Below are 25,979 nucleotides of genomic sequence, written 5' to 3' on the forward strand. Positions count from 1 at the left end.
ATGCCGCTTGTGGAAGTGCGGGAAACGATCTGCGGACGGCCGGACGAAGTATACGCGTTGGTGAAGGACATGGAATCGTATCCGCGTTTCATGCCTTCCCTGAATGAAGTTCGGGTATTGGAACGCGGCGAAAATTGGACAATCACCACCTGGGACACCACATTGAACGGCATGTCGTTCAAATGGCGCGAACGGGACGATTTTGACGAAACGACGCGCACAATCCGGTATGCCCAGATTGACGGGGATCTGAAAAAATTTGAAGGCGAGTGGATTGTCGAGCAGGACGGTGAGCACACCCGGGTGACGTTAAAGGTGGATTTTGAATTTGGCGTGCCGATGCTGTCGGCGCTTTTGAACCCGGTGGCAAAAGTGAAGCTGCGGCAAAACGGAGAGGCGATGCTGAAAGCGATCAAAGAGCGGTTTGAAGGCGGTTTGGCCAACAATTGACAGCTTGGGGGATGACTTATGGATACGTTTGGGTTTTTGATGCACCCGGAAGATATGTCGGATGTGGAGAAGAAGTTTCCGTCGTTAAAAAAATGGCCGCCTCCGGTAATCGAAAAAATGATGCGGTTCAGCCCCCCGCTCCTGGTGGATCACCTGACGGGCATCCGGTCGGAACACAATGAGGTGGAAGGCTGGTTTGTCGCGGCAACTTTGACCGCCAAGCAAATGTTGGAACTTCCTTTGTCGACGGTGCTGAACAAGATCATCCGGGCGGGCAAACGCGCGGAGCGGGCCGGTGCCAAAATCCTCGGTCTTGGCGCGTTTACAAAAGTCGTCGGCGATGCGGGAATCACGATTGCCAAAAACTTGAAAATCCCCGTAACGACGGGCAACAGTTACACGGTCGCCACCGCGATCCAGGCGACGCGGCAGGCGGCAGTGTTGATGGATATCGAACCGGACAAAGCCCATTTGGTGGTCGTTGGCGCCACGGGAGCCATCGGGGCGGTTTGTGCAAGAATGCTCGCCCCGCATGTGGGACGGTTGACACTCGTCGCGAGAGATGAGTCCAAACTGGAACGTTTGGCGGGAATGATTATGAGTGAATCGGGCAAGCCGGTCGACATCTCGACGGATGCCCGCCGGGCGGTCCGGCAAGCGGAACTGGTGGTCACTGTAACGGGGAGCGCGGATACGGTTTTATATCCGGAAGATTTGCGGCCGGGAGCAGTCGTTTGCGATGTGGCCCGTCCACGGGATGTCGCCCGGTCCGTGGCCGAACAGCGTCCGGATGTGCTGGTGATCGAAGGCGGCTTGGTGGAGGTGCCCGGCGACTGTCAATCGAAATTGCGGTTCGGGCTGCCGAAGGGAGTTGTCTACGCCTGCATGGCGGAAACGATGCTGCTGGCGTTGGAGAAGCGGTACGAGTGTTTTACGCTCGGACGGAACATCCGGTTCGAACAGGTGGTCCAAATTGATGAAATCGCGCGAAAACACGGTTTTAAACTGGCCGGATTCCGCTCGTTTGGCAGGCAGTTGACGCCCGATATGATCCGCGAAATCCGCAAGGTTCGGGAAATCCGGCAGGATGCGGGCAAGTACGCCCCGGAGCGGAAGCGGCGGCAGAAGCGGTCGCCGGCGTTAAATTGAAGTTCACGGCCTTGTGCCTGCGTCTTTTTAAAGTTTTTAAACCTATAAAAAATTAAAATGTGAGAAGCGGTGATCTGTGTTACAATAATGTTACATGGTGTAGCAAATCAACCGTCGGCCGGACTCGATCCGACGGCAAGGATCTTTTTGGGTGGAGGGGCAGATGGATGTTTTTATTCAACAAATTCACCGAAAACAAAACGGAAACGATCAAATCCGATTCTTGGAGCCCATTGCGAAATCCGGAACCGGCGGATATGGAACAGTCTGATGCAAAAGCGAAAGAGTTGCTTGATTCAAATATCAAACACAGTATCGACCTGTTCAATCAAGTATTGGAGTTGAACAAAACCGGCCAACTGTTGGATGAGCTGTCGCATGTGATTGAAAATTCAAACAGCGTGGGAGCCGCTTCCCAGCAGTTGTCCGCATCTGTGCACGAAGTTGCCAACAGCGCGACAAAGGTTGCCGAGTATACCGATCAGACTTCGGTCAAAGCAACCGAGGGAGGGGAGAAGATCGACAAAGCCCTGAACTCCCTGTTGGAAGTGAAAAATTCTTTCCAAGTCATGGCGCAAAAATTTTCCGAGTTTCAAACAAGCATTGACTCAACCAAACAAATGATCGAGATCATCAAGGGAATTGCCGATCAAACGAATTTGCTCGCTCTGAACGCCTCGATCGAAGCGGCCCGCGCCGGTGAGCACGGGCGCGGATTTTCCGTTGTGGCGACTGAAGTCCGCAAACTCGCGGAGGGCACCAAAAGATCGCTGGAGGACATCACAAACAACATCCAGGGGTTGTTCGTCAAAATGGAAGAGATGCTCGATCAGATGAAAGGAACGGAAAACCAGGTCGAAAACGGTGCCCGCGACGCCACCGAAGCTCATGCCGCCTTGCTGGAAATCATCGCAGAGATCAAAAACATCAACGGGCAAACCGCGAACATTGCGGCGGTTTCGGAGGAACAGGCTGCCGCCACCAGCAGTATAGCCGAAAGTATCGGCGAAGTGCTGCAGAAACTGAACGCTTCGAACGAAGCTTGGCATCATATCGGGAGCGGGATCGAGGCTTTGTCGCAGGCGATCAACGATCTGCGTGTCAGCAGCGTTACCGAAGCCGGAATTGACCAGCTGGAAACGCCGATTTTAAAAGAGATCCTCATCCAAGACCATCAATGGTGGGTGTGGCGGGTTTACAACGCCATTTACGGATTTGGTCAATTGCAGCCGGAGGAAGTGGGAGATCATCACAAATGCCGTTTAGGGAAGTGGTACGACGCGAAAAAGGAGACTCTTCCGGCGGCGGTCAGGCAAAAGTTCGAGGAGGCTCACAAAACGGTACATAGCTGCGCACGGGAAATCGCCGCCGCGTTGCAGCGGGGAGACAGAGGTGCCATCGAGCAAAACCGGAAAATCCTCGAACAGGCTTCCGGCCAAGTGGTCGAAGACATCAAAAGCTTTTTTGCCAACTGATTCCGCTTTTGAATGATTGACATTCGAGTATCCAGTTGGTATGATTGCAATACATTTCTGGCAAAACGCTGAAAGAATCCTGCGTTTTGGCAGATAAGAGAGGAATCGTGAGCAGCGCCTTCGCTGACTGGCAATTCGTCCTCTTCTTGGTGCCAAGAAGAGGACTTCCTTTTATTTCATCTATGTCATCTATGTCATCGGCTTGAAACGGTGTTCGAAGCAAAGTGTCGGACAAGGGAAAGGCGGTACAGCGATGAATCGGCAGGAAGAATTGAAAACGCGGTTGCGTTCCGGGGTTTTGGTGGGGGATGGAGCCATCGCCACGCTTTTTTACCAGCAGGGATATACGGCGGGTTTTTCGACGGAGCAATTGTGTTTGTTCAATCCGGATTGGGTGCGGCAGGTGCACTTGGCGTATCTGGATGCGGGCGCCCGGGTGATCGAGACCAACTCTTTTGCTGCTAACCGGGAAGCCTTGGCGAGATACGGGATGGAGGGGAGAACCGCCGACATGAACCGGGCTGCCGTCAGAATCGCCCGGGAAGCCGTGGAACAGTCGGGACAGGACGCATTTGTAATAGGCAGCATCGGTTCGATCTTGGCGGGGCGCGTACGCAGCAATCGGCTGGAGGAATACCGGGACATATTTGAAGAGCAGGCGGTGGCGTTGCTGCAGGAGGGGGTTGACGGCATTGTGCTGGAGACCTTCTATGACCTTGAAGAACTGCTGCTGGCACTGGATGTGATCCGCCCGCTGACGCGAACTTCCGGCACTCCGATCATCGCCCAATTGGCTCTTTTGGAAGTGGGGCGAACGCGGGACGGATACGAGCTTACCAATGCGTTTTCGCAACTGCAGGCGGCCGGTGCGGACGCGGCAGGCTTGAACTGCAGGTTGGGGCCGATCGAGATCCTCCGCTCCTTCGAAAAAACGGTGGTGCCGGATCGCCTGCCGTTGACGGCGTATCCGAACGCCGGGCGGCCGGCGTTTGTGGACGGCGAATTTGCTTTTAAATCCAACGCGCAGTATTTCGGTGAAACGGCGGTTCAACTTCTGGAACAAGGCGTAGGGTTGATCGGCGGATGCTGCGGCACCACGCCGGAACATATCCGGGCCATCGCGAAAGCGCTGGCCGGACGGAAGCGGGTGAAGCGGCACAATCCGGCGGTGGAACCCCATTCCGTCAAGGAAACCGTTGTGGTCGTTGGGGAGCGGAAAACGGAGGACACCCCGCCAATGAAGCCTTCGATTGTCGATCTGGTCAAACGGCGCCACACTGTGATTGTCGAGTACGACACGCCGCGGGATCTGGACATTGCGAAGTATATTCAAGGCAGCATTGCCTTGCGGCAGGCGGGTGCCGACGCGATCACGCTGGCGGACAACTCGTTGGCAACCGCAAGAGTCAGCAACATGGCGCTGGCAGCGATCATCAAGCGGGAACTCGGAATCGAGCCGATTGTGCACGTTGCGTGTCGCGACCGCAACCTGATCGGTCAGCAGTCGCATTTGATGGGTCTGCATGCGCTTGGAATGAATCAGATTCTCGTCATCACCGGAGATCCGGCCAGGGTCGGCGATCTGCCGGGAGCGAGTTCGGTATTTGATGTGTCTTCCTTTGAGTTGATCCGCATGGTGAAGCAATTGAACGAAGGGATTGCCTTCTCCGGCAGGCCGATGAAAAATAAGGCGCAGTTCGTTGTCGGCGCGGCGTTTAATCCGCACGTCCGCCGCCTTGAGACGGCTGTGGCGCGGCTTGAGCGGAAAGTGGAGGCGGGAGCCGATTTTATCATGACCCAGCCGGTTTACGATGCGGAGACGCTGGTGGCGATCCACGAAGCGACCCGTCATATCCCGGTGCCGATTTTTATCGGGATCATGCCGCTGACGGGTCCCCGCAACGCGGAGTTTTTGCACAACGAAGTGCCGGGCATCAAGATTTCCCAATCGACCCTGGAGCGCATCAAAAGGTTTGAAGGAGCCCGGGCGCGGGAGGAAGGGGTGCGGATTGCCCAGGAATTGGCGGAAGTGGCGGTAAAATATTTCAAAGGGATTTACCTCATTACGCCGTTTCACTATTATGAAATGACAGTGGAATTGACCCGGTATGTGCATAAGATAACGCGGGCTGCAAGAACTGTTGTCGGAGAATAAGCCAGAAAAGGGGCAGACGGTGCGCTTTTAACCGTTCGCCCCTTTTCCTTATGATGTGCGTTCTTTAACGCAGCGAATTGACAAAATCCCCGATTCTTTCCAACGCTCTTTGAATCTGCTCAATGGAAGTCGCGTAGGAGCAACGGACGAACCCCTCCCCGCCCTGACCAAACACGTTGCCCGGAACGACCGCGACGCGGCTGTGGTGCAGTAGCCGCTCGGCAAACTCCTCGGAGGTAAGCCCCGTCGGGCGGATGTCGGGAAACGCATAGAATGCGCCTTTCGGTTCATGGCAGGGCAGGCCGATGTCCCGGAACCCTTTGACGATCAAACGGCGGCGCTGGTTGTACCGCTCCACCATTTTTTGTTTCTCCGCATGGCCGTGGCGAAGCGCCTCGAGAGCCGCCATTTGCCCCATGATCGGAGCGCAAAGGATGGTATACTGGTGAATCTTCAGCATCGCGTTCAAAATTTCCGGCGGAGCGGCCGCATATCCGATCCGCCAGCCGGTCATCGCAAACGCTTTCGACATTCCGCTGATCAGGACGGTGCGTTCTTTCATCCCCGGCAGGGAGGCGATGCTCACATGCCGTCCCTCGTAGGTGAGCTCCGCATAGATTTCGTCGGAAATCACAAACAGGTCATGCTCGATGACGACGTCCGCGATTGCCCGTAAATCCTCTTCCGACATGGTGGCGCCGGTCGGATTGTTCGGGAAGCAGAGAATGAGCACCTTCGACCGGGGAGTGATCTTGGCCCGAAGATTTTCGGGTGTCAGACGGAATTCGTCTTCCGCGCAAGTCGGAACTCCCACCGCTTTGCCGCCCGCCAAAACGGCGCACGGGCTGTAGGATACGTAAGCCGGTTCCGGAACCAGCACTTCATCGCCGGGGCAAAGCAAAGCGCGCAGCGCGATGTCGATCGCTTCGCTGCCGCCGACGGTGACGATCAGTTCTTCCGGGTCATAGTCCAGATTGAATCCCCGCAAGTAGTCGGCGATCGCCTCCCGCAGTTCGGGCAGACCTTTGTTCGACGTATAGGTGGTATACCCGCGCTCCAGCGAGTAGAAACACGCTTCCCGCACATGCCACGGGGTCACAAAATCCGGTTCGCCCACCCCCAGCGAGATCACGTCTTCCATCTGGTTCGCCAGGTCAAAAAAACGGCGAATGCCGGATGGAGGAATCGATTGGACAACGGGAGACAGGCGGTCGTAGTTGGGCTTCACGGGGTGATCACCAGCCGCTGGTCATCTTCGTGGTCGTCAAAAATCACACCGTCCGATTTGTACGTCTTCAACAGAAAATGGGTCGTGGTAGACGTTACGTGTTCGATCGTCGACAGTTTCTCGGAAACAAAGTTTGCGACTTCTTTCAGATGGGCGCCCTCGACGATCACCTGCAGATCGTACGCTCCCGACATCAGGGATACCGATTTCACCTCGGGGAATCGGTAGATGCGTTCCGCAATAAAATCGAAACCGACTTCCCGCTGCGGCGTCACTTTTACGTCGATGACGGCGGTAACCCGTTGCGATTCGACTTTGTCCCAGTTGATAACCGCGGAATAGCGGAGAATCACTTTGTCCCGTTCCAACTCTTCAATCAGCTTGGTGACTTCAGCGGTTTCCAGTCCCAGCATGTTGGCGATGCTTTCGTGGGACAGGCGGGAATTTTCGTGCAGCAGGTTTAAGATTTGAATTTTTGAGCTTGAATCCATGACTTTCCTCTCCGTTGAATTGATAGTTCTTCAATATTATGTCAGATTTTCCGGCGCAGGGGAAGGCAAAATGCAAAATTCCTGCAGGGAATGCAGCCGTGCGTTTCAGGGGATCCCCCGATTTATCTTGGAACCGTATCAGCGGTATAGTGAAAGTGAGAAAAAACCGGGAGGAGATTGTTCATGTACAAAAAGATTCTGTTGCCGATCGACGGCTCCGCACATTCCAAAAAAGCGGTCGATGCCGTGATTTCCCTTTGTGAAGGGCGTGAGCAGGATTGCCGGGTCACTCTGTTTTACGTCGCTCCGATTCTTTCTTACAGCCCGGAAATGATGAATTTGGACATTGATTTGGAAGCGGTCGTGCAGCGTGAAGGGGAATCGGTCACGCGGGAGCCGAAGGACAAACTGGGCGCATGCGGAATCGAGTCCACCGTGGTTGTGGAAACCGGCGATCCTGCCCATGAAATTTGCCTGCTTGCAAAGCATGAACCCTATGATTTGATTGTGATGGGGAGCAGAGGATTGGGGACCTTCGGTGAACTCGTTCTCGGCAGCGTCAGCCATAAGGTCCTGCACCACGCGCCATGTCCGGTCTTGATCGTCCGCTGATCGCGCTGGCATAAAACCCGCCGCCCGTACATCGTGCGGGCGGCTGTTTTTGGGGTGGCTCCCATATTATGCAACAGCTTGCTGAAAAGCGGGTGTACCCGTCCGCGACTTGCTGTTTTGGCATCTGGTGGAAGCGGCGGTTAAAAAACGTGCGCCAGCAGTCCCACGCCCCCTCCGCCGAGAACGAGCCAGGCGGAATTCACTTTGTACCGGATTGCGAGCAGAAAACTCGCTGCGGCTGTAACGGCGGTCGTCCAGTCGAGGATCGCCGTTTTTCCCAACTGCCAGCTGACCACCGCCATCAATGCCAGGGAGGCGGCGTTGACGCCGTCCAGAAAGCCGCCGACCCAGGGCGAGGTGCGAAGCCTGGACACCCAGGGCGAGACCAGGGCGACAAACACAAATGCGGGGAGGAAAATTCCGATGGTTGCCAGAACCGCGCCGGGAACGCCGTGAACCAGATAGCCGATGAATGTCGCCGTCGTAAACAGGGGCCCGGGCGTAAATTGTCCGATGGCAACCGCGTCCAGAAGCTGCTGGGAAGTCAGCGCCCGGTAGCGGTCGACAAAATCGGATTGCAAAAACGCCAGCAGGACATATCCGCTGCCGTACAGCACGGAGCCGATTTTGACAAACAGGAAAAACAATTTCGCAAGGGACAGGGCAGCCATCCCTTCCTGCGGGGGGATCGCAGCCAGTTGGAACGGCGTTGCGGCTGCCGGGCCTACCTGCGACGGAAACGAAACAAACGGCAGGACCGCGAACCCCGGCATGTTTCTGCGGAGTCGGGAACGGTTGCTGATTGCCATCGTGAAGATGCCCGCCAGAAACAGCAGCAAAATCTCGTTCCATCCTGCCAGGGACAGCGCGGCGGCCAGGACGGCGGCCAGCGTTGTCTGTCTGTTTTTCAGCGCCGATTTGCCGAGAGACCACAACGCCTGCAGGACAATTGCAACGATCACCGGCTTGATGCCGTATAACAGCCAGTGCGCTTCCGGCAAAGAACCGTAAGCGGCGTAAAGGGCGGAAAACGCGAGAACGATCAGCATCGCCGGCAGGATAAAACAAGCACCGCCCACGACGAGTCCCGGCCAACCGGCGCGATGATAGCCGAGGTGAATCGCCATCTCGGTCGAATTGGGGCCGGGGATCAGGTTGGTCGCTCCGAGCATGTCGAGAAACCGTTTCCGGTCCAGCCAGTTTCTGCGCCGGACGACCTCCTCTTCCATCAGGGCGATATGGGCGGCGGGCCCGCCAAAGCCGATTGTCCCCAGTTTCAAAAACACCTTTGCCACTTCCAGCAAGTTCCGCTTTTGGTCGTCTGTCATAAAACCCTCCACATCTGATTGCCGATTTCGATTTCCCTTTACAAAAAGAATACCATTTTTGCGTTATAATGGGGTGAAGAAAACGTAAACGCAAGGCGGGGTGTGAGTATGGACACGGTCACGCACACACTGTTCGGTTTAACGATCTACGGTGCAATCAGGAAAGACGAGATGGATGGCAAGTTGAAAAAAGCGCTGTTTGCGACCTCCCTGGTCGGCAGCCAAATTCCCGATATCGACGTGATTTCGAGGCTCTGGGACACCCAGGGGCTGTATCAGATGTGGCACCGTGGGATTACGCATTCGGTGTTTATGGTTCCGGTCTGGGCGCTTGTGATGGCCGGGTTTTGTTACTGGCTGTTTGGGACAAGGGACAGGCGGATTTTCGGGATCGGGCTGCTGGCGGTATTCATTCACATCAGCAGCGATCTGTTCAATGCGTGGGGCACGGGCTATCTGGAACCTTTTTCTCACATCCGCCTCACCTTTGGCACCGTGCCGATCGTCGATTTTGTGGTCTGGGGCTTGATTCTGGCCGGCTTTCTTGTTGCCCGGTTTCGGAAATACCGGCCGCATGTCGTGTACAAAGCCGTTTGGGGATTGATCGCGGCCCATTTTTTCATCCAGTCCGTCCAGGGGTATGCCGTATATCAATCGGTTGCCGGACGTTATGATCAACAGGCGCTGGCGGCCGACTTCACGCCTTGGCATTATAAGGTGATCGGGAAGAAAGGCGATCAGGTGGAGATCCTGGAAGCGACGGCATGGTCGGAACCCCGGCTGGTTCACCGTCTGACTTCGAAAGAAAACGCGAACCTCGACCGCCTGTTCGCGCAAAATCCGAAAGCGAAGACTTTGTACGAATGGTCGCCGTTTGTCGTGATCGTGGACGACGAGAAACGGCTGGGCATCTACGATCCGAGGTTCTACCGCAACGGGCAGTCGTTCCTGTTCGAATATGTCGAGAAGAGCAGCCTGTAACTGCAAAGGCTGAGCTCACCAGTGAAAGCGAGAACTAAAACCCTCAAGGAGTTTTGGGATATTTGTAGCGGTAGGCTTGGCCATCGCTTTGGGGAATGAAAATCCAGGGCGGTTTCATTTCGCCGATGCTGCCGGCTTTGTACAATTGCATCCCTTCGTCGCTGATTTTATAGGGTTCAAAATAGTCCGGCGATGCTTTGAACGTACCACTATACGTCAGCAGTTGGCCATTAACATGAACTTCGGGGGCCCCGGACAGGATGCGGTACAAGCGATTGGAGTATGGAACCTGCCAGTCAAACCATAGCCGGATATCGAGGATGGCTGCCAGAATCAAAAGGATTGACATGAAAAGGAGCGCCAAGCGCAGACGAAGTCTCATGGATCGTACCTCCCTGCAAGGACTATTGGGCGAACCAGAATTTTGTCAACTGGTTGGCATTCCAGGTGCCCCATTTGACATATTTCCGAGAAAATTGGGCTTTGCCTCTCAGTCTTGACTGTTGTGGTAAGATTTGATTTAGGTGATAGGTCATGTCTGTTCGCGAAAAAATCAAGGAAAAACTGGCGCTCCTGCCGGCAAAGCCCGGCGTCTATCTGATGAAAGACGAAAACGGGCAAATTCTTTATGTCGGCAAGGCCAAAGTGCTGAAAAACCGGGTGCGCTCCTATTTCACCGGTTCCCACGACGGAAAAACGCAGCTTTTGGTGTCGCATATCGCTGATTTTGAATATATCGTCACTGACACGGTGGTTGAAGCCCTGATTCTGGAAAACAACCTGATCAAAAAGCATTCGCCCTACTACAATATTCTGCTGAAGGACGACAAGACCTACCCGTACATCAAAATCACCAACGAGGAACATCCGAAGCTGGAGATCGTGCGGCGTGTCAAAAAGGACGGCGGCAAGTATTTCGGGCCTTATCCGAACGCGGGGGCTGCCAACGAGACAAAAAGACTGCTGGACCGGTTATACCCGCTTCGCAAATGCAAAAATCTGAAACAAAAGGTCTGTCTCTATTACCACATCAATCAGTGTCTGGCTCCCTGCGAGTTCCCAGTCGGGCGGGAAACCTACGACCGAATGGTCAAGGAGATCGTCAAATTCCTCAACGGCGGCCACAACGAGATCAAAGCCCAGTTGACCGAGAAGATGCACCAGGAGGCGGAAGCGCTGAATTTTGAACGGGCGAAGGAGTTGCGCGACCTGATTCGGCATATCGACGCGGTGATGGAAAAACAGAAGATCGATCTCGGCGACACGGTAAACCGGGACGTGTTCGGCTATTACGCGGATAAAGGAATGATGTGCGTACAAGTCTTCTATGTTCGGTCGGGCAAGCTGATCGAGCGCGACGTGGCGGTGTTCCGGCACCACGGGGACGCAAAAGAGGACTTTCTTTCTTACGTCACCCAATTTTATTTTGAAAACGCGGATCTGCCGCGGGAGATTCTGCTGCCTGCCGGGCTTGACGCGGAAATCCTGGAGGAATGGCTGTCTGTCAAAGTGAAAGCACCGGTGCGCGGAATCAAAAAGCAGCTTGTCGACATGGCTTGCGAAAATGCAAAGATCGCGCTGGAAGAGCGGTTCAGGATGATGGACCGGGACATGGATCGCACCGTCCGCGCCGTGGAACAATTGGGCGAGCTCCTGGCGATCCCGACGCCGGTGCGGATCGAGGCGTTCGACAATTCGAACATGCAGGGGGCGGACGCGGTGGCTGCCATGGTGGTGTTCATCAATGGGCAGCCGGCGAAGAAGGAATACCGCAAATACAAAATCAAAACGGTGCAGGGGCCGGACGATTACGGTTCCATGCGGGAAGTGATCCGCCGCCGGTTCGTCCGTGCTTTGAAAGAAAGACAGCCGCTCCCCGACCTGATCGTGATCGACGGCGGAAAGGGGCAAATCGGCGCGGCGCTGGATGTATTGCAAAACGAACTCGATCTTGACATTCCCGTCTGCGGCTTGGCAAAAGACGAACGGCACCGCACCGGCCAGCTTTACTTTGGCGACGATCCGGACCCGATTCCGATTGATCGGTCGTCGCAAGCGTTTTATCTGTTGACCCGCATTCAGGACGAAGTGCACCGGTTCGCAATTTCGTTTCACCGGCAAACCCGCGGCAAACAGGCGATGCGTTCCGTATTGGACGAGATTCCGGGCGTGGGGGAGAAGCGCCGCAAACAGCTTTTGAAACATTTCGGGTCGGTGGAAGCGATCAAAGACGCGCCTGTCGAAGAGTTCCGGAAAATCGGGATCGGTGACAAGCTGGCGGGCGAGATCTTGAGTTTTTTGCGGCAGGCGTGAGGAAAAGCGAAAATTTTTTGCATGCCGTCCGTGTCTGTATCTGGACAGTTTGCGAAGCCGATGGTATAATGTCCGGGAATTGAATATGGCCTCATCTCGGAAGAGGTGAGGTAGAGGCGCGAACGGCCAAGAGTATCTCCGACGAGAGACGGGATCTCAAAGACTCGGAGGGAAAGGGGTCTTCGCCGAAGCGGGCATTTTCCCGGAAATGTCTGGCTGGGTCTGCATCGAACAGGTGCAGGACTGTCACGGAAAGCTTCCCTTTGGCTTTCTGTGGAGAACTATCTCGCTGCGAGTCGGAAAAGGGAGCAAATTGAAAGGCGTTAGCTTTTCGTTTGCGGGAGAGGAGGCACTGCTACGCTGAAACGCTTGTCGGGCGGCAGTAGACGGGTGACTCTGGTTCAACCTGCTATTGCCGCTTTTATTTATGTTTATGCGGGAAGCCTGGCCTGGGAAGCGGCGCATTCAAAAGCAGATGGATTCCCTTTACGATCCGGAGGGATTCTATTTCTCTTATAAAGCTTTTCAGATGAGGAGTGGAGAGAGTGACGTTAATCGTTCAAAAGTTTGGCGGCAGTTCGGTGGCCAGCCCCGAACACATCAAGAGAGTGGCGCGGCGGGTGGCCGATACCGCGGATCAGGGCAATTCCTGCGTGGTAGTCGTTTCCGCCATGGGCGACACAACGGACGATCTGATCGATCTTGCGCAAAAAGTTTCCGGGAACCGGTCTGCCCGCGAGATGGATATGCTTCTGACAACCGGGGAGCAGGTCTCTATCGCTTTGTTGGCGATGGCCCTGCAGGATCTCGGCAAAGACAGCGTGTCCTTTACCGGCTGGCAGGCGGGCATCCGGACGGAGGCGGTACACAGCAAAGCGCGTATTACCGATATGGATCCGTCACGCATTGCCGCCGAACTGGAAAAGGGCAGAATCGTCGTCGTGGCCGGTTTCCAGGGGATAACCGAGGGCGGGGACATCACGACGCTGGGGCGCGGCGGGTCCGATACCACGGCCGTTGCGTTGGCGGCCGCTCTGAAGGCGGATCTGTGCGAAATCTATACGGACGTGGAAGGGGTTTACTCCACCGACCCGCGTGTCGTCAAGTTTGCGCGCAAGATTCCTGAAATTTCGTATGACGAAATGCTGGAGTTGGCGAATTTGGGCGCCGCGGTGCTGCATCCGCGGGCGGTTGAATATGCGAAACAATATCAGGTTCCGCTGATGGTGCGGTCGAGTTTCACACCGAATCCGGGAACGCTTGTCAAAGAGGAGGCAGCTATGGAAAAAGGGATTGTAGTACGCGGTATTGCACACGATCTGAATGTGGCGAAGGTGGCGCTGGTCGGCGTTCCAAACCGGCAGGACAACCTGCAGGTGATCTTCCAATCGCTGGCAAAAGAAAACGTCAATGTGGACATTATCGTGCAAAGCGTCGTTCATAACGATTGCAGCGATATTTCGTTTACGGTGACGAAAGACGATTTGCCCCGGGCGATGGATGTGCTCGGTGCATTGCAGCCCCGGTTGGGCGCGAAAGGGATCGTTTGCGAGGAAGACCTGGCCAAAGTGTCGATTGTCGGCGCCGGCATGATCAGCAATCCGGGTGTGGCGGCCCAGATGTTTCAGGCTCTGATTGAAAGCGGCATGTCCATCAAGATGGTCAGCACCTCGGAGATCAAAGTGTCCTGCGTGATTGACGCGGCCGATGTCGAGAAAGCGGTGCGGGCCCTCCATACCTCCTTTGGCCTGGATGCGATGGAAGCGGCCACCGTGGCGAAATGACAAAACAGCTTGATAGCGAATTGCATTTGCGTTCATGCGATGGCCGCAAACCTGGTGGCTTGGCCACACACGCCTGGCAGCAGGCAGTCTGGCGGGTTCCGCGTCTATTGTTCCGTCTGTCTGTTGTTCCGCGTCTTGACGATTCCCGTGACGCGTGATACACTCATTTCAAATTCAAACGAATAAAGCGGTTTTGACTCTTATCCAGAGCGGCGGAGGGACTGGCCCGATGAAGCCCGGCAACCGGAATCCGTAACCGACTTTGCGCGGCAGGGTTCTTGGTGCCAATTCCTGCAGGATCGATCGATTCTGAAAGATAAGAGGCGGCGAACAGAATTTGTGACCCCCTCTCAGGGGGTTTTTCATTTATGGTTTTATTTTTGGGGAGAAGTCAAGTGCGGGGTGATCGCATGGCGGTTCGAATTGAAGAGGGAATCAAAAAAGAATACAGGCTGCCGGACATGGTGCTGCAAAGCGGAAAGCTGTTATCCGGCGCGGTTCTTGCCTATGAGACCTTTGGAGCGTTGAATGCCGCCAAAGACAATGCGATTTTGGTCTGTCACGCGTTGACCGGCGATTCCCACGCGGGTAGCACGGCTGGAAATCCCGGCTGGTGGGACGGGTTGATCGGCCCCGGAAAAGCGTTGGACACCAACCGCTATTTTATCATTTGCGCGAATGTGCTTGGCGGCTGCTACGGATCGACCGGTCCCGCGTCGGTCAATCCGGCGGACGGGCGGCCTTACGGGATGCGCTTCCCGACCGTCACCATCCGGGACATGGTGCAGGCGCAATATCACCTTGTCAAAAGCCTCGGCATCGACCGGCTGTATTCCGTGATCGGCGGTTCCATGGGCGGGATGCAGGTGTTTGAATGGGCGGTGACATTCCCCGACATGCTTGAAACGTATATCCCGATTGCGACCTGCGACCGTTTTTCGTCGATGGGGATCGCTTACAACAATGTGATGCGGCAGGCGATCTGCAACGACCCCGATTGGTGCAACGGGGATTACTACGGCCGGACGTTTCCGGAAAAGGGTTTGAATCTCGCCCGGCAGGTTGGCATGATCACATATCGCAGTTTTGAGCTGTACGAGGAACGTTTCGGTCTGTCGATGGTTCCGACGGAAGATCCTTTCGGGATGGAATCCCGGTTTCAAGTCGAAAAGTACCTGCACTACCAGGGAACGAAACTGGTGCAGCGGTTTGATGCCAATTCGTACTTGTATCTGTTGAAATCGATGGACCTGCACGACGTGGCGAGGGGGCGGGGAGATTACGGCAAAGTATTGGACCGCATTCAGGCCCGTTCGTTGATGATCGGAATCGACTCCGACTTCTTGTTTCCGGCCCGCGTACTTTTTCAAACCGCCGAGCGGCTGAAAGCGAAAGGCAAGGACGTCGTATACCGGGAGATGCATTCGATTCACGGACATGACGCGTTCTTGATCGAATTTGAAATCATGAACGAGTGGGTGGGGGAATTTTTGGAGAAAAAATGATTCCTACACGACAAAAAAAGCGTCCTCTGCCAGATTTGTCCCAATTGTCAAAGAAAAGCGGAGGATTGTTCCCCAAACCGGATGTTTTTTGGGAAAATGCCCCTGTAACAATCTTGACACAATCTTAAATAAATGCGACAATTTTCGATAGAGTGAACGGCTATTCAGTGAAGAATGGTAACCGAAGAAAGCGGTTACCCTTCTTTACGTAGTCGGCTTTCATCTTTATTACATAAGGGGGCATACACCAGAGAAAAGTCTAAAATGGCATGTGAAAGAAATTGCATGCCGCAAGAGACGGACGCCCAAAGCGTCGATTATGGAAGGGAGGACCAGACTCAAGTGTCACAACAAAAAGATTTTTGGTTTCGACGTCTGCATTCTTTGACAGGCGTTCTGCCTGTCGGCCTTTTCTTGGTTTTTCACCTGTTTACCAATGCCAAAGCGACAAGAGGAGCGGACAATTTTAACCATGCGGTGGCGGATATTCGCACTCTGCCATTCTTAACGGCAATCGAATTTTTGTTTGTTTTCTTGCCGCTTTTATATCATGGGGTTTATGGCATGTACATCGCGTTCACTGCCGGATATAACAACGGCCAGTATACCTGGTTCAGGAACCATATGTTCGTCTGGCAGCGCATAACGGGGGTCATCACGTTTATCTTCGTGGCATACCATTTATGGACAACCCGTTTCAGCGGCAATGCCCCCAGCTTTGATATGGTGAAACATCTCGTCGATAGTCCGTTTACGTTCTGGTTTATGATTGTCGGTGTCGTAGCGTCGGCATTCCACTTTGTAAACGGTCTTTGGGGCTTCTTGATCCATTGGGGTGTAACGGTGGGTCCTCGTTCGCAGCGCATGTCTGCGTATGTTATGGGCGGCCTTTGGCTGGCGATCTCATTCCTTGGTGTAAGCGCCCTTCTGGCGTTTAAGTATCCTGGGGCGTAAGGGAGTGGACTGAAAAATGAGTCAACGTATTATTGTCGTAGGTGGCGGATTGGCAGGTCTCATGGCGACGATCAAATGCGCCGAGGCCGGTGTTCCGGTCGATCTGTTTTCATTGGTACCCGTAAAACGTTCCCACTCCGCTTGTGCGCAGGGCGGCATCAACGGAGCGGTAAACACCAAAGGGGAAGGCGACTCTCCGTGGGAACACTTTGACGATACGATTTATGGCGGCGACTTCCTGGCGAACCAACCGCCGGTATTGGCGATGTGTGAAGCGGCGCCCGGCATTATCCATCTTTTGGACCGGATGGGCGTTATGTTCAACCGCACGCCGGAAGGACTTCTCGATTTCCGCCGTTTTGGCGGTACGAAGCATCACCGCACCGCTTTTGCCGGTGCGACCACCGGTCAGCAATTGCTTTATGCCCTTGACGAACAGGTTCGCCGTTTTGAAGCTGCCGGTCTCGTTCAAAAATATGAAGGTTGGGAGTTCCTGTCGATCGTTCAGGACGACGAAGGGACCTGCCGCGGCATCGTCGCCCAGGATCTCCGTTCCATGGAAATTCACAGCTTTGTCGGCGACGCGGTGATTCTTGCAACCGGCGGACCCGGCTTGATCTTCGGCCGTACGACCAACTCGATCATCAACACCGGTACAGCGGCTTCCGCCGTATACCAACAGGGAGCTTACTACGCAAACGGCGAATTTATTCAGATTCACCCGACTGCCATTCCGGGCGATGACAAGCTGCGCTTGATGTCCGAGTCGGCCCGCGGTGAAGGCGGTCGCGTCTGGACTTACAAGGACGGAAAACCCTGGTATTTCCTTGAGGAAAAATATCCGGCATACGGCAATCTCGTTCCGCGCGACATTGCAACCCGCGAAATCTTCCACGTCTGTGTGGACTTGGGGCTTGGGATCAACGGGGAAAACATGGTATATCTCGACGTTTCCCACATTCCGAAGGAAGTGCTGAACGTAAAACTGGGCGGTATCTTGGAAATCTACGAGAAATTCGTCGGTGACGATCCGCGCAAAGTTCCGATGAAAATTTTCCCGGCTGTCCACTATTCAATGGGCGGGCTGTGGATTGACTTTGACCAGCATACGAACATCAAAGGCCTGTTTGCGGCGGGTGAATGCGATTATTCGCAGCACGGCGCGAACCGCCTGGGGGCCAACTCGCTTCTGTCGGCAATCTACGGCGGGATGGTAGCCGGCCCGAATGCCGTGAAATACATCAAAGGCCTGAAAAAGGCTTCCGGCGACGTTGCCCAGCATTATTTCGAAGCGGAACGCAAAAAGCGGGAAGAGCAGTACGAAAGCATTCTTAAGATGGAGGGGAACGAGAACCCCTACCAGATCCATCGCGAACTGGGTCAATGGATGACCGACAACGTAACGGTTGTCCGTTACAATGACCGCTTGAAGAAAACGGACGAAAAGATCCTTGAATTGATGGAGCGTTGGAAGCGGATCGGAATGGCGGACAAGTCCCGCTGGGAAAACATGATGGCGCCGTTTACGCGTCAGTTGTGGAATATGCTGGAACTTGCCCGCGTGATTACGATCGGAGCCTTGAACCGTAACGAATCCCGCGGTGCTCACTATAAACCCGAGTTTCCGGAACGCGATGACGCGAACTGGCTGAAGACGACGAAAGCCAAGTGGACGCCAAACGGACCTGTCTTTGAATACGAAGAGGTCGACACTTCGCTGATCAAACCGCGTCTGCGCAACTACAGCGTGGATAAGGAGGCGACCAAATCATGAGCGAACAAAAAATGGTGCATCTGATCGTTGAACGTCAGGATACCCATAATTCCCAACCTTACACTGAAGAGTTTAAGGTGCCTTACCGTCCCGGTATGAACGTGATTGCCGCCCTGATGGAAATCCAGCGCAATCCCGTCAACGCAAAAGGGGAGAAAGTGGCTCCGGTCGCGTGGGAATCCAACTGCCTGGAAGAAATCTGCGGCGCCTGCATGATGGTGATCAACGGCAAGCCACGTCAGGCATGTACCGCTCTTGTCGATAAGCTGGAGCAACCGATTCGCCTGAAGCCGGCACGCACTTTCCCTGTTATCCGTGACCTGGTCGTCGACCGTTCACGCATGTTTGAAGCGTTAAAGCGCGTCAAAGCATGGATTCCGATTGACGGCACCTATGATCTGGGGCCCGGTCCCCGGATGGCGGAACGCGACCGCCAGTGGGCGTATGAGCTGTCCAAGTGTTTCACCTGCGGCTGTTGTGTGGAAGCTTGTCCGAACGTTAACGAGAAAACGAGCTTTATCGGTCCGTTTGCGATCTCGCAGGTTCGCCTTTTCAACACGCATCCGACCGGCGCGATGCACTCGCATGAACGCTTGGAAGCTTTGATGGCCGAAGGCGGAATTCACGAATGCGGCAACTCGCAGAACTGCGTGCAGGTATGTCCGAAAAACATTCCGCTGACAACATCCATTGCGGCGATGAATGCGGCTGTCAACAAATATGCGCTGACCAGTTGGTTGCGCAAATGATAAGTCAAACGGCAGAAAGCCCATCTGGCAGAGCCTTCCTCCATGCGGAAGGCTCTTTTTTAGCCGCTGCAAGAAGAAATGGGCGTTATGAAAGCCGTATTCACGTTGCCTGACTGCACCAACACCTTTCATTGGTCATAATATAATCTGACTGTATCCCTTGACCTTGTCAATCATGACCCGAGCAAGGAGGGATCGAGGAAGGTGTCTGCGGGAAAGGACTTACGGGGCAAATCTCTTCTCACCAATCGCGAGCGTGAAGTGTTTGAGTTGTTGGTACAAGACAAGACGACAAAGGAGATTGCAGAAGTTCTCTTTATAAGTGAAAAGACCGTCCGTAACCATATCAGCAACGTTATGAAAAAACTTAACGTAAAAGGACGGTCCCAAGCCGTCGTGGAATTGGTGCGGCTCGGGGAAATCCAGATTTAAAAAATTTTTGCCTGGCTTGCCCTACTTGTGAAAAGTAGGGTATTTTACTTTTCGTGCTATAATGGGCTAAGAGTCGAAGAAAAGAGGGGAGACCAGATGGCAAGCAGACAACCGATAGGTCTTTTTGATTCGGGGGTCGGGGGACTGACGGTCGTTAAGGAAATGTTTCGGCAACTGCCGCAGGAAGACCTCATTTATGTGGGGGATAACGCGCGGTGTCCGTATGGCAGCAGACCGCCGGGGGAAGTGCGGGCATTCGCCTTTGAGATTATGGATTTTCTAATGAGGCTCGGCGTGAAGATGATTGTCATCGCCTGCAATACGGCGACGGCGGCCAGCCTGTCCGCCGCCCGGGAACGCTACCCGATCCCCGTACTGGGTGTGATCACGCCCGGCAGCCGGGCCGCCATCTCTGCCACCCGCACTGGGAGAATCGGGGTGATCGGCACGGAGGTCACCGTGCACACGGGAGCCTACGCACGGGAGATCCACAGGATCAATCCGCGTTTGCAGGTGGTCAGCCAGGCGTGTCCGCCGTTTGTCAGGATCGTGGAGGAAGGGGATCCCGCTTCGCCCGAGGCGGAGCGGACAGTGGCCGAGTATCTGGCTCCGCTGCAAAGGGAAATGATCGATGTCCTGATTCTCGGGTGTACGCATTATCCGATTTTGGAACCGGTGATTCAAAAAGTGACGGGGGGCGGCGTCCGATTGATCTCGTCCGCCGAAGAAACCGCCAGGGAAGCGTCGCTGATTTTAGCGGAGGGCAACCTGTTGAATCATGACAACCCGGAGCCGGTTCACCGCTTTTTCACGACGGGGGACACCGGGCATTTTTCCGAGATCGCCGAACGCTGGCTCGGACAGCCGGTATCCGTCGAGTCTCTTGTCCTGAAGGAATTGTCCGTCTAAAACAAGCATACTTCGTCCGCCTCTCCGTATACATAGAAATAGAATAAGCGGTTGAGGAGGACGTGGGATGCGCCATCAGAAAAAAGTGTTGGCCGGTGTATTGATTTTAAGTTTGGCGGGAACGGCAGGGTGCGGTCTGTTGACGAAGACCTCGAGTCCGATCGATGAACCGCCTCCCGGCGCCAATCAGGCTTTTGACAAGAAAACGGAAACGATCTCGACAAACTTGTATTTTGCGGATGAAAAAGGGTTTGTCGTGCCGTTGCGGGTGCCGATTCCAAAAGTGGAAGCGGTTGCTAACCAGGCGCTTTCCTATTTGGCGCCGGATAAAGCCAAAGGTTTCCTGAACGGCACGGGGCTTCATTCCGTCATTCCGGAAGGGACCAAAATGTCGGTGAACATCAAGGAGAATACGGCGATCGTCGATTTCAGCGGCGAGGTTCTCAAAATCAACGTGCCGAAAGCGGAGCAGCAATTGGTGGACGCCGTCGTTTGGACTCTCACGGAGTTTCCCAATGTCAAGCAAGTCCAAATCAAAGTGAACGGTCACGTCATGTCCGCTTTGCCTGCCAGTGGGACCCCGATCGGTTATCCGCTGACCCGCGCGAACGGTATTAATCTGCAGGTTGCGCCGAACATCAACCCGGCCGAGACGACAAAAGTCACCCTGTATTTCCAGCGCAGCAATGCGGCGGGCAATTTCAGTTATTTGGTGCCGGTTACCCGGATTATCGGAAAAACGAATGAGGATCCCGTGAAAACGACGATTGCCCAATTGATCTCAGGCCCCATGACTCCCGGTTTGAATCCGACGGTTTCCCCGGCAACCAAATTGCTGAACGGAAGCGTAAACGGGGATACGGTGACGCTTGATTTCGACAACCTGCTGGCTGAAGGCGGCAGCACGGAACAGAAGAAGCTGTTCAATGCGATTGTGTTGTCGGTTTTGGAGAACACTTCTGCGCAAAAAGTGAAAATCACCGTAAAAGGGCAACCTCCCGCCGTTACGGGCATGGATCTCAGCAAACCGGTGGTTCGCCCGCAGGCCATCAACGAGAAGCAACTGTGAGGCAACCGGGTTTTTTACGCCGTGCGGACAACATTGTTCGCCGGCTTTTTTTCGGGCAACAATGGATTTTTTTAGAAAGGGTATGATACTATTGATTGCAGATTCAGTTGGCGGAGGTATTTTATGAGACCGGACGGACGCGAAGCGAACCAAGCGAGAAACGTAACAATCGAACGGCATTACGTCAAGCATGCGGAAGGGTCTGTCCTGATTTCCGTTGGCGACACCAAAGTGATTTGCACCGCCACGATTGAGGATAAAGTTCCGCCATTCTTGCGGGGGAGCGGACAGGGATGGATTACCGCCGAATATTCCATGTTGCCGAGAGCGACACCGACGCGCAATCAGCGCGAATCAACCAAAGGGAAGGTCAGCGGCCGGACGATGGAGATCCAGCGTCTGATCGGCCGGGCGCTGCGGTCGGTGGTCGATTTGCCGAATCTTGGCGAGCGGACGATCTGGCTGGATTGCGACGTGATCCAGGCGGATGGCGGGACGCGCACCGCGTCGATTACGGGAGCGTTCGTCGCGATGGCTGACGCTTTGCACGACCTCACGGAAAAAGGGGCTTTGGAACGCATCCCGTTGACCGACTATCTGGCCGCTGTCAGCGTCGGCGTTGTCAACGGCACTCCGGTGCTGGATTTAAGTTACATGGAAGATTCGGTCGCCAAGGTGGACATGAACGTGGTGATGACCGGCAGCGGCGAGTATGTGGAAGTGCAGGGAACCGGGGAAGAGACGCCGTTCTCACCGGATGAGCTGCAAAGCATGTTGTCGCTGGCCAAACAGGGCATCGATCGGTTGATCGGCAAACAAAAAGAAGCCTTGGGTGACATTGCGTCCCTGATCGGCCCGAAGGATCGGGAACAGGCGGACGCCGGGACGAGGTTGAAGGTGACGGATCGTTAAGTTTTATCGTGGGGGAGAGAGAACATGAAAGTGGTGCTGGCCACGCGCAATCAGGGGAAAGTCCGCGAGTTCGCGGAGGCTTTGTCCGGTCTGGATTGGATCGTCGAGGGATTGCCCGCTTCCGCTCCGGAGGTTATCGAAGACGGGCTTACTTTTGAAGAGAATGCCCGGAAAAAGGCTGAAACGGTCGCAAAATTTTTGCAGACACCGGTTTTAGCCGACGATTCCGGCCTGGAAGTGGATGCGCTGAACGGTGCACCCGGCGTGTTTTCCGCCAGATATGCCGGCGAGCATGCGACTGATTCCGACAATAACCGGAAGCTGCTTACAGCCTTGAGCGGCGTGCCTGCCGAAAAGCGATCCGCCAGGTTCGTCTGCGTGCTGGCGTTGGCGGCTCCCAACCAACCGACTCTCACGGTGCGGGGCGAATGCGCAGGCGTGATCCTTGATGAACCTAGGGGGGAAGGGGGATTCGGATACGATCCGTTGTTTTTTGTTTCCAAACTGCAAAGAACCTTCGGTGAGCTGTCGGTGGAAGAAAAAAACCAGATCAGTCACCGGGCGAACGCGATCCGTTCTCTGATCGAAATTTTGTCGGCGGGTGATCGCCCGTGAAAATTTGCGTCATCAGCGACAGTCACGGACGGACGGATCGGATCGATGCGGTGCTGGCCCGGCATTCGGATATCGAACTGTTGATCCATGCGGGCGACCATGCGGAAGATGTGCTGTTTCGGCAAGGCGTACCGGTCAAAACCGTCAGCGGCAACTGTGATCCCTGCAATTCGGCGCCGGCTGAGGAGATTTTTGACGTATCGGGAATCCGGCTGTTTTTGACACACGGCCATTTGTACAAGGTGAAACAAACGTTGCTTCCCCTAAGTTACAGGGCAAAAGAAACAAACGCGGATCTCGTCGTATTCGGTCATTCGCATGTACCTGTCATCGCCGAAGAGGGAGGGACGATTTTTTTGAACCCCGGAAGCTTGTCCTACCCCCGCGGTACGGTTTCCGTTCCTTCGTACGGAATTTTGGAAGTGGTTCCTCTTTCTGCCGGCCGGAAGGTTCGCATCGCTTTGTATGGCGTCGGTGGAGAGGCGTTGTCCGGGTTCCGGTTTGAGCATACTTTCAAGGGGTGACATTCTCTGTTCGCTTTGCGGTTTTTTTCCTTTTCCCGGTTCCTTTCTCCTCTGTTCCTTTTTCCTCTTGACGGCAGGGGACGGATTTTCATATACTGGTTTTGTTCCGTGTGCACGCTTATTTTTGTGTCACACCCACGTTTATTCGGTTGTTCCAGGGCTCCGGATCGTGTGCCTGTAGCTCAGCTGGATAGAGCATTCGCCTTCTAAGCGAACGGTCGCAGGTTCGAATCCTGCCAGGCACGCCAGACAAAGGCCCGTCAACCAGACAAAGGTCCGTCAAAGCGGCGAAAAGATCCTCGGCTTTGTCCGAACCTAATGAACAGATACCGGAATATGAACAGATACCGGAAAATCTCAGCTTTGTCCAACAGAAAAGCTTTTGCGAAATGATTGCCCGGAGCGGTTGCGGCCGCTCTTTTTGCGTTTGGGTGTCCCTTTCGACTGCTTATTTCCGGCTCTTCTGACGGTTCAACTCTGACGGTTCAACTACTTTGAAAGCCCGGTTAGTTATGCTATAATGAAATGGTTGTTTTCAGCAAATTATACGCCATACATATAGGTGTTGGGATTTGTAAGGAGGAAAAAGCGGAATGTCTGCCAAATGGGAGAAAACAGCAAAAAATGTCGGAGTGCTTGAAGTGGAAGTGGACAGCGCCAAAGTCGACGAAGCGATCGACAAAGCGTTTAAAAAAGTCGTAAAGCGGGTAAATGTCCCGGGTTTCCGCAAGGGGAAAGTTCCGCGTCCAATCTTTGAACAACGTTTCGGAATCGCCGTATTGTACGAGGACGCGTTGGACATCCTGCTGCCGGAAGCATACATGCAGGCGGTGAAGGAAGCGGAGATCGAGCCCGTTTCCCGCCCGGAAATCGACATTGTGCAGATCGAAAAGGGAAAACCGCTTATTTTTAAAGCGACCGTAACTGTGAAACCGGAAGTGCAGCTTGGCGATTACAAAGGCTTGGCAGTTGAGAAGAAAGAGTTCACGGTAACTGCCGAAGACGTCCAAAAAGAGTTGGAAAATCTGCAAAAATCCCACGCGGAAATCGTGGTGCTTGAGGACGGTGCCGTCGAAAACGGGGATCTCGTGATTCTCGATTTCAAAGGCTTTGTCGACGGAGAAGCGTTCGAAGGCGGGGAAGCGGAAAAATACCAGCTTGAAATTGGCTCCGGAACCTTCATTCCGGGTTTTGAGGAACAACTGATCGGCATGAAAAAAGGCGAAGACAAGGAAATCAGCGTAACCTTCCCGGATCACTATCACGTTCCGACGCTGGCCGGCAAACCGGCTGTGTTTAAAATCCACCTGCACGAAATCAAGCGCAAGCAACTGCCGGCTCTTGACGATGAATTTGCGAAGGACATTTCCGAATTCGACACATTAAACGAATTGAAAGCCGACATTGAGAACAAACTGAAGGCAAGGGCGGAAAACGAAGAAAAAAATTATATCGAAGAACGAGTGATCGACCAGGCGGTCGCCAATGCGACCATTGATCTGCCTGAAGTCATGATCGACAACGAAGTTGACGCGATGCTTGAAGATTTCAAACGACGGTTGCAGATGCAGGGAATTCCGTATGACGCGTATCTTCAGATCACGGGTTCTTCCGAAGAGAAGCTGCGTTCGAAGATGAAGGACAACGCCGAAAAGCGGGTTCGTACCCGGCTTGTGTTGGAAGAGATCGGCAAGGTGGAAAAAGTGGAAGCCACGGAGGACGACATTCACGAAGAGATCGCCAAAATTGCAGACTCGGCGCGGATGGACTTCCATCAGGTGAAGGGGATTTTGGAATCGCGCGACGCGGATCTGACGGTTCTGCGCAGCGATATCGTCATGCGCAAAACGATTTCTTTGCTTGTTGAGAATAGCAAAGTATCGTAATATTGTGTAATATAGAGAATAAGAATTTGAACAAGGCACTTTTTTAAAGTGCCTTGTTTTTCCACTTTGCCGCGGTAGGAGGTTCGCATATGAATTTGGTTCCCATGGTGATCGAGCAGACCAGCAGAGGAGAACGCGCTTACGACATTTACTCCCGCCTGTTGAAGGATCGAATTGTGTTCATCGGTACTCCGATTGACGATATGGTGGCCAATCTGGCCGTCGCGCAATTGTTGTTTTTGGCGGCGGAAGACCCGGAAAAAGACATCCATCTGTACATAAACAGCCCCGGCGGTTCGATTACGGCTGGAATGGCGATTTATGATACAATGCAGTTTATAAAGCCGGACGTCTCGACGATTTGCGTCGGCATGGCCGCTTCGATGGGATCGTTTCTGCTGATGGCGGGCGCAAAAGGCAAACGGTATGCGCTGCCAAACAGTGAGATCATGATCCACCAGCCGCTCGGTGGAGTCCGCGGGCAAGCGACGGACATCAAGATTCACGCTGATTGGATTCTCAGGACCAAAACAAAGATCAACCGTATTTATGCGGAACGCACCGGGCAACCGATCGAAAAAATCGAGCGGGATACGGATCGCGACAACTTCATGACCGCCGAGCAAGCGAAAGAATACGGATTGATTGACGCGGTGATTGCCCGGGCAGACTCGAAATAAGGGG

The 25,979-nt window shown here is 54.2% G+C and carries 24 protein-coding genes, 1 tRNA gene and 2 riboswitches; of the genes, 21 read left to right on the forward strand and 4 right to left on the reverse strand.

Annotated features, from left to right (window positions below):
* The 4 genes from AC4ED1_RS05375 (at position 1) to AC4ED1_RS05390 (ending at position 5,229) form a co-directional block, all read left to right on the forward strand.
* Positions 1 to 450, forward strand: a complete 450-nt coding sequence (locus tag AC4ED1_RS05375) for a type II toxin-antitoxin system RatA family toxin (RefSeq protein ID WP_490936441.1) — start codon at positions 1 to 3, stop codon at positions 448 to 450.
* Positions 451 to 468: 18 nt separating this feature from the next.
* Positions 469 to 1,599, forward strand: a complete 1,131-nt coding sequence (locus AC4ED1_RS05380; protein ID WP_490936443.1) for a shikimate dehydrogenase — start codon at positions 469 to 471, stop codon at positions 1,597 to 1,599.
* Positions 1,600 to 1,766: 167 nt separating this feature from the next.
* Entirely contained in the window at positions 1,767 to 3,074 is a 1,308-nt protein-coding gene (locus AC4ED1_RS05385; protein ID WP_490936445.1) for a methyl-accepting chemotaxis protein, read from the forward strand.
* A gap of 253 nt (positions 3,075 to 3,327) precedes the next feature.
* Positions 3,328 to 5,229 (forward strand): bifunctional homocysteine S-methyltransferase/methylenetetrahydrofolate reductase, encoded by a 1,902-nt coding sequence (locus AC4ED1_RS05390; protein ID WP_490936447.1) that lies wholly within the window; start codon positions 3,328 to 3,330, stop codon positions 5,227 to 5,229.
* A gap of 64 nt (positions 5,230 to 5,293) precedes the next feature.
* On the opposite strand, the gene AC4ED1_RS05395 is transcribed toward AC4ED1_RS05390, so the two are convergent.
* On the reverse strand, positions 5,294 to 6,457 hold the full coding sequence (locus AC4ED1_RS05395) for an aminotransferase class I/II-fold pyridoxal phosphate-dependent enzyme (RefSeq protein ID WP_490936449.1): 1,164 nt from the start codon (positions 6,455 to 6,457) through the stop codon (positions 5,294 to 5,296).
* Entirely contained in the window at positions 6,454 to 6,948 is a 495-nt protein-coding gene (locus AC4ED1_RS05400) for an Lrp/AsnC family transcriptional regulator (RefSeq protein WP_490936451.1), read from the reverse strand. The genes AC4ED1_RS05395 and AC4ED1_RS05400 overlap by 4 nt, the downstream gene beginning before the upstream one ends.
* Before the next feature lie 183 nt (positions 6,949 to 7,131).
* On the opposite strand from AC4ED1_RS05400, the gene AC4ED1_RS05405 reads away from it, so the two are divergent.
* Entirely contained in the window at positions 7,132 to 7,560 is a 429-nt protein-coding gene (locus AC4ED1_RS05405; protein WP_490936453.1) for a universal stress protein, read from the forward strand.
* Between the two features lie 140 nt (positions 7,561 to 7,700).
* On the opposite strand, the gene chrA is transcribed toward AC4ED1_RS05405, so the two are convergent.
* Positions 7,701 to 8,888 (reverse strand): chromate efflux transporter, encoded by a 1,188-nt coding sequence (gene chrA / locus AC4ED1_RS05410; protein ID WP_490936454.1) that lies wholly within the window; start codon positions 8,886 to 8,888, stop codon positions 7,701 to 7,703.
* A 108-nt stretch (positions 8,889 to 8,996) separates the two neighbouring features.
* On the opposite strand from chrA, the gene AC4ED1_RS05415 reads away from it, so the two are divergent.
* Complete coding sequence (locus AC4ED1_RS05415) at positions 8,997 to 9,869, forward strand: metal-dependent hydrolase (RefSeq protein WP_490936456.1); 873 nt, start codon at positions 8,997 to 8,999, stop codon at positions 9,867 to 9,869.
* 43 nt (positions 9,870 to 9,912) lie between these two features.
* Here AC4ED1_RS05415 and AC4ED1_RS05420 read toward each other — a convergent pair whose 3' ends face one another.
* Positions 9,913 to 10,251, reverse strand: coding sequence for a hypothetical protein (locus AC4ED1_RS05420; protein WP_490936458.1), 339 nt, complete (start codon positions 10,249 to 10,251; stop codon positions 9,913 to 9,915).
* Positions 10,252 to 10,403: 152 nt separating this feature from the next.
* On the opposite strand from AC4ED1_RS05420, the gene uvrC reads away from it, so the two are divergent.
* The 15 genes from uvrC (at position 10,404) to clpP (ending at position 25,975) form a co-directional block, all read left to right on the forward strand.
* The gene (uvrC, locus tag AC4ED1_RS05425) at positions 10,404 to 12,182 is read left to right on the forward strand and encodes an excinuclease ABC subunit UvrC (protein ID WP_490936460.1); all 1,779 of its coding nucleotides are present in this window, start codon (positions 10,404 to 10,406) and stop codon (positions 12,180 to 12,182) included.
* Positions 12,183 to 12,285: 103 nt separating this feature from the next.
* Positions 12,286 to 12,474: riboswitch (Lysine riboswitch) on the forward strand.
* 253 nt (positions 12,475 to 12,727) lie between these two features.
* The gene (locus AC4ED1_RS05430; RefSeq protein ID WP_490936462.1) at positions 12,728 to 13,966 is read left to right on the forward strand and encodes an aspartate kinase; all 1,239 of its coding nucleotides are present in this window, start codon (positions 12,728 to 12,730) and stop codon (positions 13,964 to 13,966) included.
* Positions 13,967 to 14,163: 197 nt separating this feature from the next.
* Positions 14,164 to 14,289: riboswitch (SAM riboswitch) on the forward strand.
* A gap of 87 nt (positions 14,290 to 14,376) precedes the next feature.
* Complete coding sequence (gene metX / locus AC4ED1_RS05435; protein WP_490936464.1) at positions 14,377 to 15,471, forward strand: homoserine O-acetyltransferase MetX; 1,095 nt, start codon at positions 14,377 to 14,379, stop codon at positions 15,469 to 15,471.
* A gap of 342 nt (positions 15,472 to 15,813) precedes the next feature.
* Positions 15,814 to 16,425 carry a succinate dehydrogenase cytochrome b558 subunit gene (locus tag AC4ED1_RS05440; RefSeq protein WP_490936466.1) on the forward strand — a complete coding sequence of 204 codons (612 nt, stop codon included), beginning with the start codon at positions 15,814 to 15,816 and terminating at the stop codon, positions 16,423 to 16,425.
* A gap of 16 nt (positions 16,426 to 16,441) precedes the next feature.
* On the forward strand, positions 16,442 to 18,199 hold the full coding sequence (gene sdhA, locus AC4ED1_RS05445; protein WP_490936468.1) for a succinate dehydrogenase flavoprotein subunit: 1,758 nt from the start codon (positions 16,442 to 16,444) through the stop codon (positions 18,197 to 18,199).
* Complete coding sequence (gene sdhB, locus AC4ED1_RS05450) at positions 18,196 to 18,948, forward strand: succinate dehydrogenase iron-sulfur subunit (protein WP_490936470.1); 753 nt, start codon at positions 18,196 to 18,198, stop codon at positions 18,946 to 18,948. Before sdhA ends, sdhB begins: the two co-directional genes overlap by 4 nt.
* A 204-nt stretch (positions 18,949 to 19,152) precedes the next feature.
* Positions 19,153 to 19,380 (forward strand): helix-turn-helix domain-containing protein, encoded by a 228-nt coding sequence (locus AC4ED1_RS05455; protein ID WP_490936472.1) that lies wholly within the window; start codon positions 19,153 to 19,155, stop codon positions 19,378 to 19,380.
* Positions 19,381 to 19,476: 96 nt separating this feature from the next.
* The gene (gene racE, locus AC4ED1_RS05460; RefSeq protein ID WP_490936474.1) at positions 19,477 to 20,289 is read left to right on the forward strand and encodes a glutamate racemase; all 813 of its coding nucleotides are present in this window, start codon (positions 19,477 to 19,479) and stop codon (positions 20,287 to 20,289) included.
* 67 nt (positions 20,290 to 20,356) lie between these two features.
* The gene (locus tag AC4ED1_RS05465; protein WP_490936476.1) at positions 20,357 to 21,358 is read left to right on the forward strand and encodes a GerMN domain-containing protein; all 1,002 of its coding nucleotides are present in this window, start codon (positions 20,357 to 20,359) and stop codon (positions 21,356 to 21,358) included.
* A 123-nt stretch (positions 21,359 to 21,481) separates the two neighbouring features.
* Complete coding sequence (gene rph / locus AC4ED1_RS05470; protein ID WP_490936478.1) at positions 21,482 to 22,270, forward strand: ribonuclease PH; 789 nt, start codon at positions 21,482 to 21,484, stop codon at positions 22,268 to 22,270.
* 24 nt (positions 22,271 to 22,294) lie between these two features.
* The gene (locus AC4ED1_RS05475; RefSeq protein ID WP_490936479.1) at positions 22,295 to 22,885 is read left to right on the forward strand and encodes an XTP/dITP diphosphatase; all 591 of its coding nucleotides are present in this window, start codon (positions 22,295 to 22,297) and stop codon (positions 22,883 to 22,885) included.
* On the forward strand, positions 22,882 to 23,409 hold the full coding sequence (locus AC4ED1_RS05480; RefSeq protein WP_490936481.1) for a metallophosphoesterase: 528 nt from the start codon (positions 22,882 to 22,884) through the stop codon (positions 23,407 to 23,409). The genes AC4ED1_RS05475 and AC4ED1_RS05480 overlap by 4 nt, the downstream gene beginning before the upstream one ends.
* A gap of 171 nt (positions 23,410 to 23,580) precedes the next feature.
* Positions 23,581 to 23,657, forward strand: a tRNA-Arg gene (locus AC4ED1_RS05485).
* A 345-nt stretch (positions 23,658 to 24,002) separates the two neighbouring features.
* Positions 24,003 to 25,295, forward strand: coding sequence for a trigger factor (gene tig / locus AC4ED1_RS05490; RefSeq protein WP_490936483.1), 1,293 nt, complete (start codon positions 24,003 to 24,005; stop codon positions 25,293 to 25,295).
* 89 nt (positions 25,296 to 25,384) lie between these two features.
* A complete protein-coding gene (gene clpP, locus AC4ED1_RS05495; protein WP_490936485.1) occupies positions 25,385 to 25,975 on the forward strand; it encodes an ATP-dependent Clp endopeptidase proteolytic subunit ClpP in 591 nt (196 codons plus the stop codon).
* The last annotated feature ends 4 nt before the right edge of the window (positions 25,976 to 25,979 follow it).

The sequence above is a fragment of the Effusibacillus sp. SKA8 genome (assembly GCF_058273125.1).

What these genes read in the sequence shown, in the direction of transcription:
- tig (WP_490936483.1), top strand. Translation starts at nt 24,003, where the DNA reads ATGTCTGCCAAATGGGAGAAAACAGCAAAAAATGTCGGAGTGCTTGAA.
- sdhB (WP_490936470.1), top strand. Translation starts at nt 18,196, where the DNA reads ATGAGCGAACAAAAAATGGTGCATCTGATCGTTGAACGTCAGGATACC.
- AC4ED1_RS05380 (WP_490936443.1), top strand. Translation starts at nt 469, where the DNA reads ATGGATACGTTTGGGTTTTTGATGCACCCGGAAGATATGTCGGATGTG.
- AC4ED1_RS05415 (WP_490936456.1), top strand. Translation starts at nt 8,997, where the DNA reads ATGGACACGGTCACGCACACACTGTTCGGTTTAACGATCTACGGTGCA.
- sdhA (WP_490936468.1), top strand. Translation starts at nt 16,442, where the DNA reads ATGAGTCAACGTATTATTGTCGTAGGTGGCGGATTGGCAGGTCTCATG.
- AC4ED1_RS05405 (WP_490936453.1), top strand. Translation starts at nt 7,132, where the DNA reads ATGTACAAAAAGATTCTGTTGCCGATCGACGGCTCCGCACATTCCAAA.
- AC4ED1_RS05375 (WP_490936441.1), top strand. Translation starts at nt 1, where the DNA reads ATGCCGCTTGTGGAAGTGCGGGAAACGATCTGCGGACGGCCGGACGAA.
- uvrC (WP_490936460.1), top strand. Translation starts at nt 10,404, where the DNA reads ATGTCTGTTCGCGAAAAAATCAAGGAAAAACTGGCGCTCCTGCCGGCA.
- racE (WP_490936474.1), top strand. Translation starts at nt 19,477, where the DNA reads ATGGCAAGCAGACAACCGATAGGTCTTTTTGATTCGGGGGTCGGGGGA.
- chrA (WP_490936454.1), bottom strand. Translation starts at nt 8,888, where the DNA reads ATGACAGACGACCAAAAGCGGAACTTGCTGGAAGTGGCAAAGGTGTTT.
- AC4ED1_RS05400 (WP_490936451.1), bottom strand. Translation starts at nt 6,948, where the DNA reads ATGGATTCAAGCTCAAAAATTCAAATCTTAAACCTGCTGCACGAAAAT.
- AC4ED1_RS05475 (WP_490936479.1), top strand. Translation starts at nt 22,295, where the DNA reads ATGAAAGTGGTGCTGGCCACGCGCAATCAGGGGAAAGTCCGCGAGTTC.
- AC4ED1_RS05390 (WP_490936447.1), top strand. Translation starts at nt 3,328, where the DNA reads ATGAATCGGCAGGAAGAATTGAAAACGCGGTTGCGTTCCGGGGTTTTG.
- AC4ED1_RS05385 (WP_490936445.1), top strand. Translation starts at nt 1,767, where the DNA reads ATGTTTTTATTCAACAAATTCACCGAAAACAAAACGGAAACGATCAAA.
- AC4ED1_RS05465 (WP_490936476.1), top strand. Translation starts at nt 20,357, where the DNA reads ATGCGCCATCAGAAAAAAGTGTTGGCCGGTGTATTGATTTTAAGTTTG.
- metX (WP_490936464.1), top strand. Translation starts at nt 14,377, where the DNA reads ATGGCGGTTCGAATTGAAGAGGGAATCAAAAAAGAATACAGGCTGCCG.
- clpP (WP_490936485.1), top strand. Translation starts at nt 25,385, where the DNA reads ATGAATTTGGTTCCCATGGTGATCGAGCAGACCAGCAGAGGAGAACGC.
- rph (WP_490936478.1), top strand. Translation starts at nt 21,482, where the DNA reads ATGAGACCGGACGGACGCGAAGCGAACCAAGCGAGAAACGTAACAATC.
- AC4ED1_RS05420 (WP_490936458.1), bottom strand. Translation starts at nt 10,251, where the DNA reads ATGAGACTTCGTCTGCGCTTGGCGCTCCTTTTCATGTCAATCCTTTTG.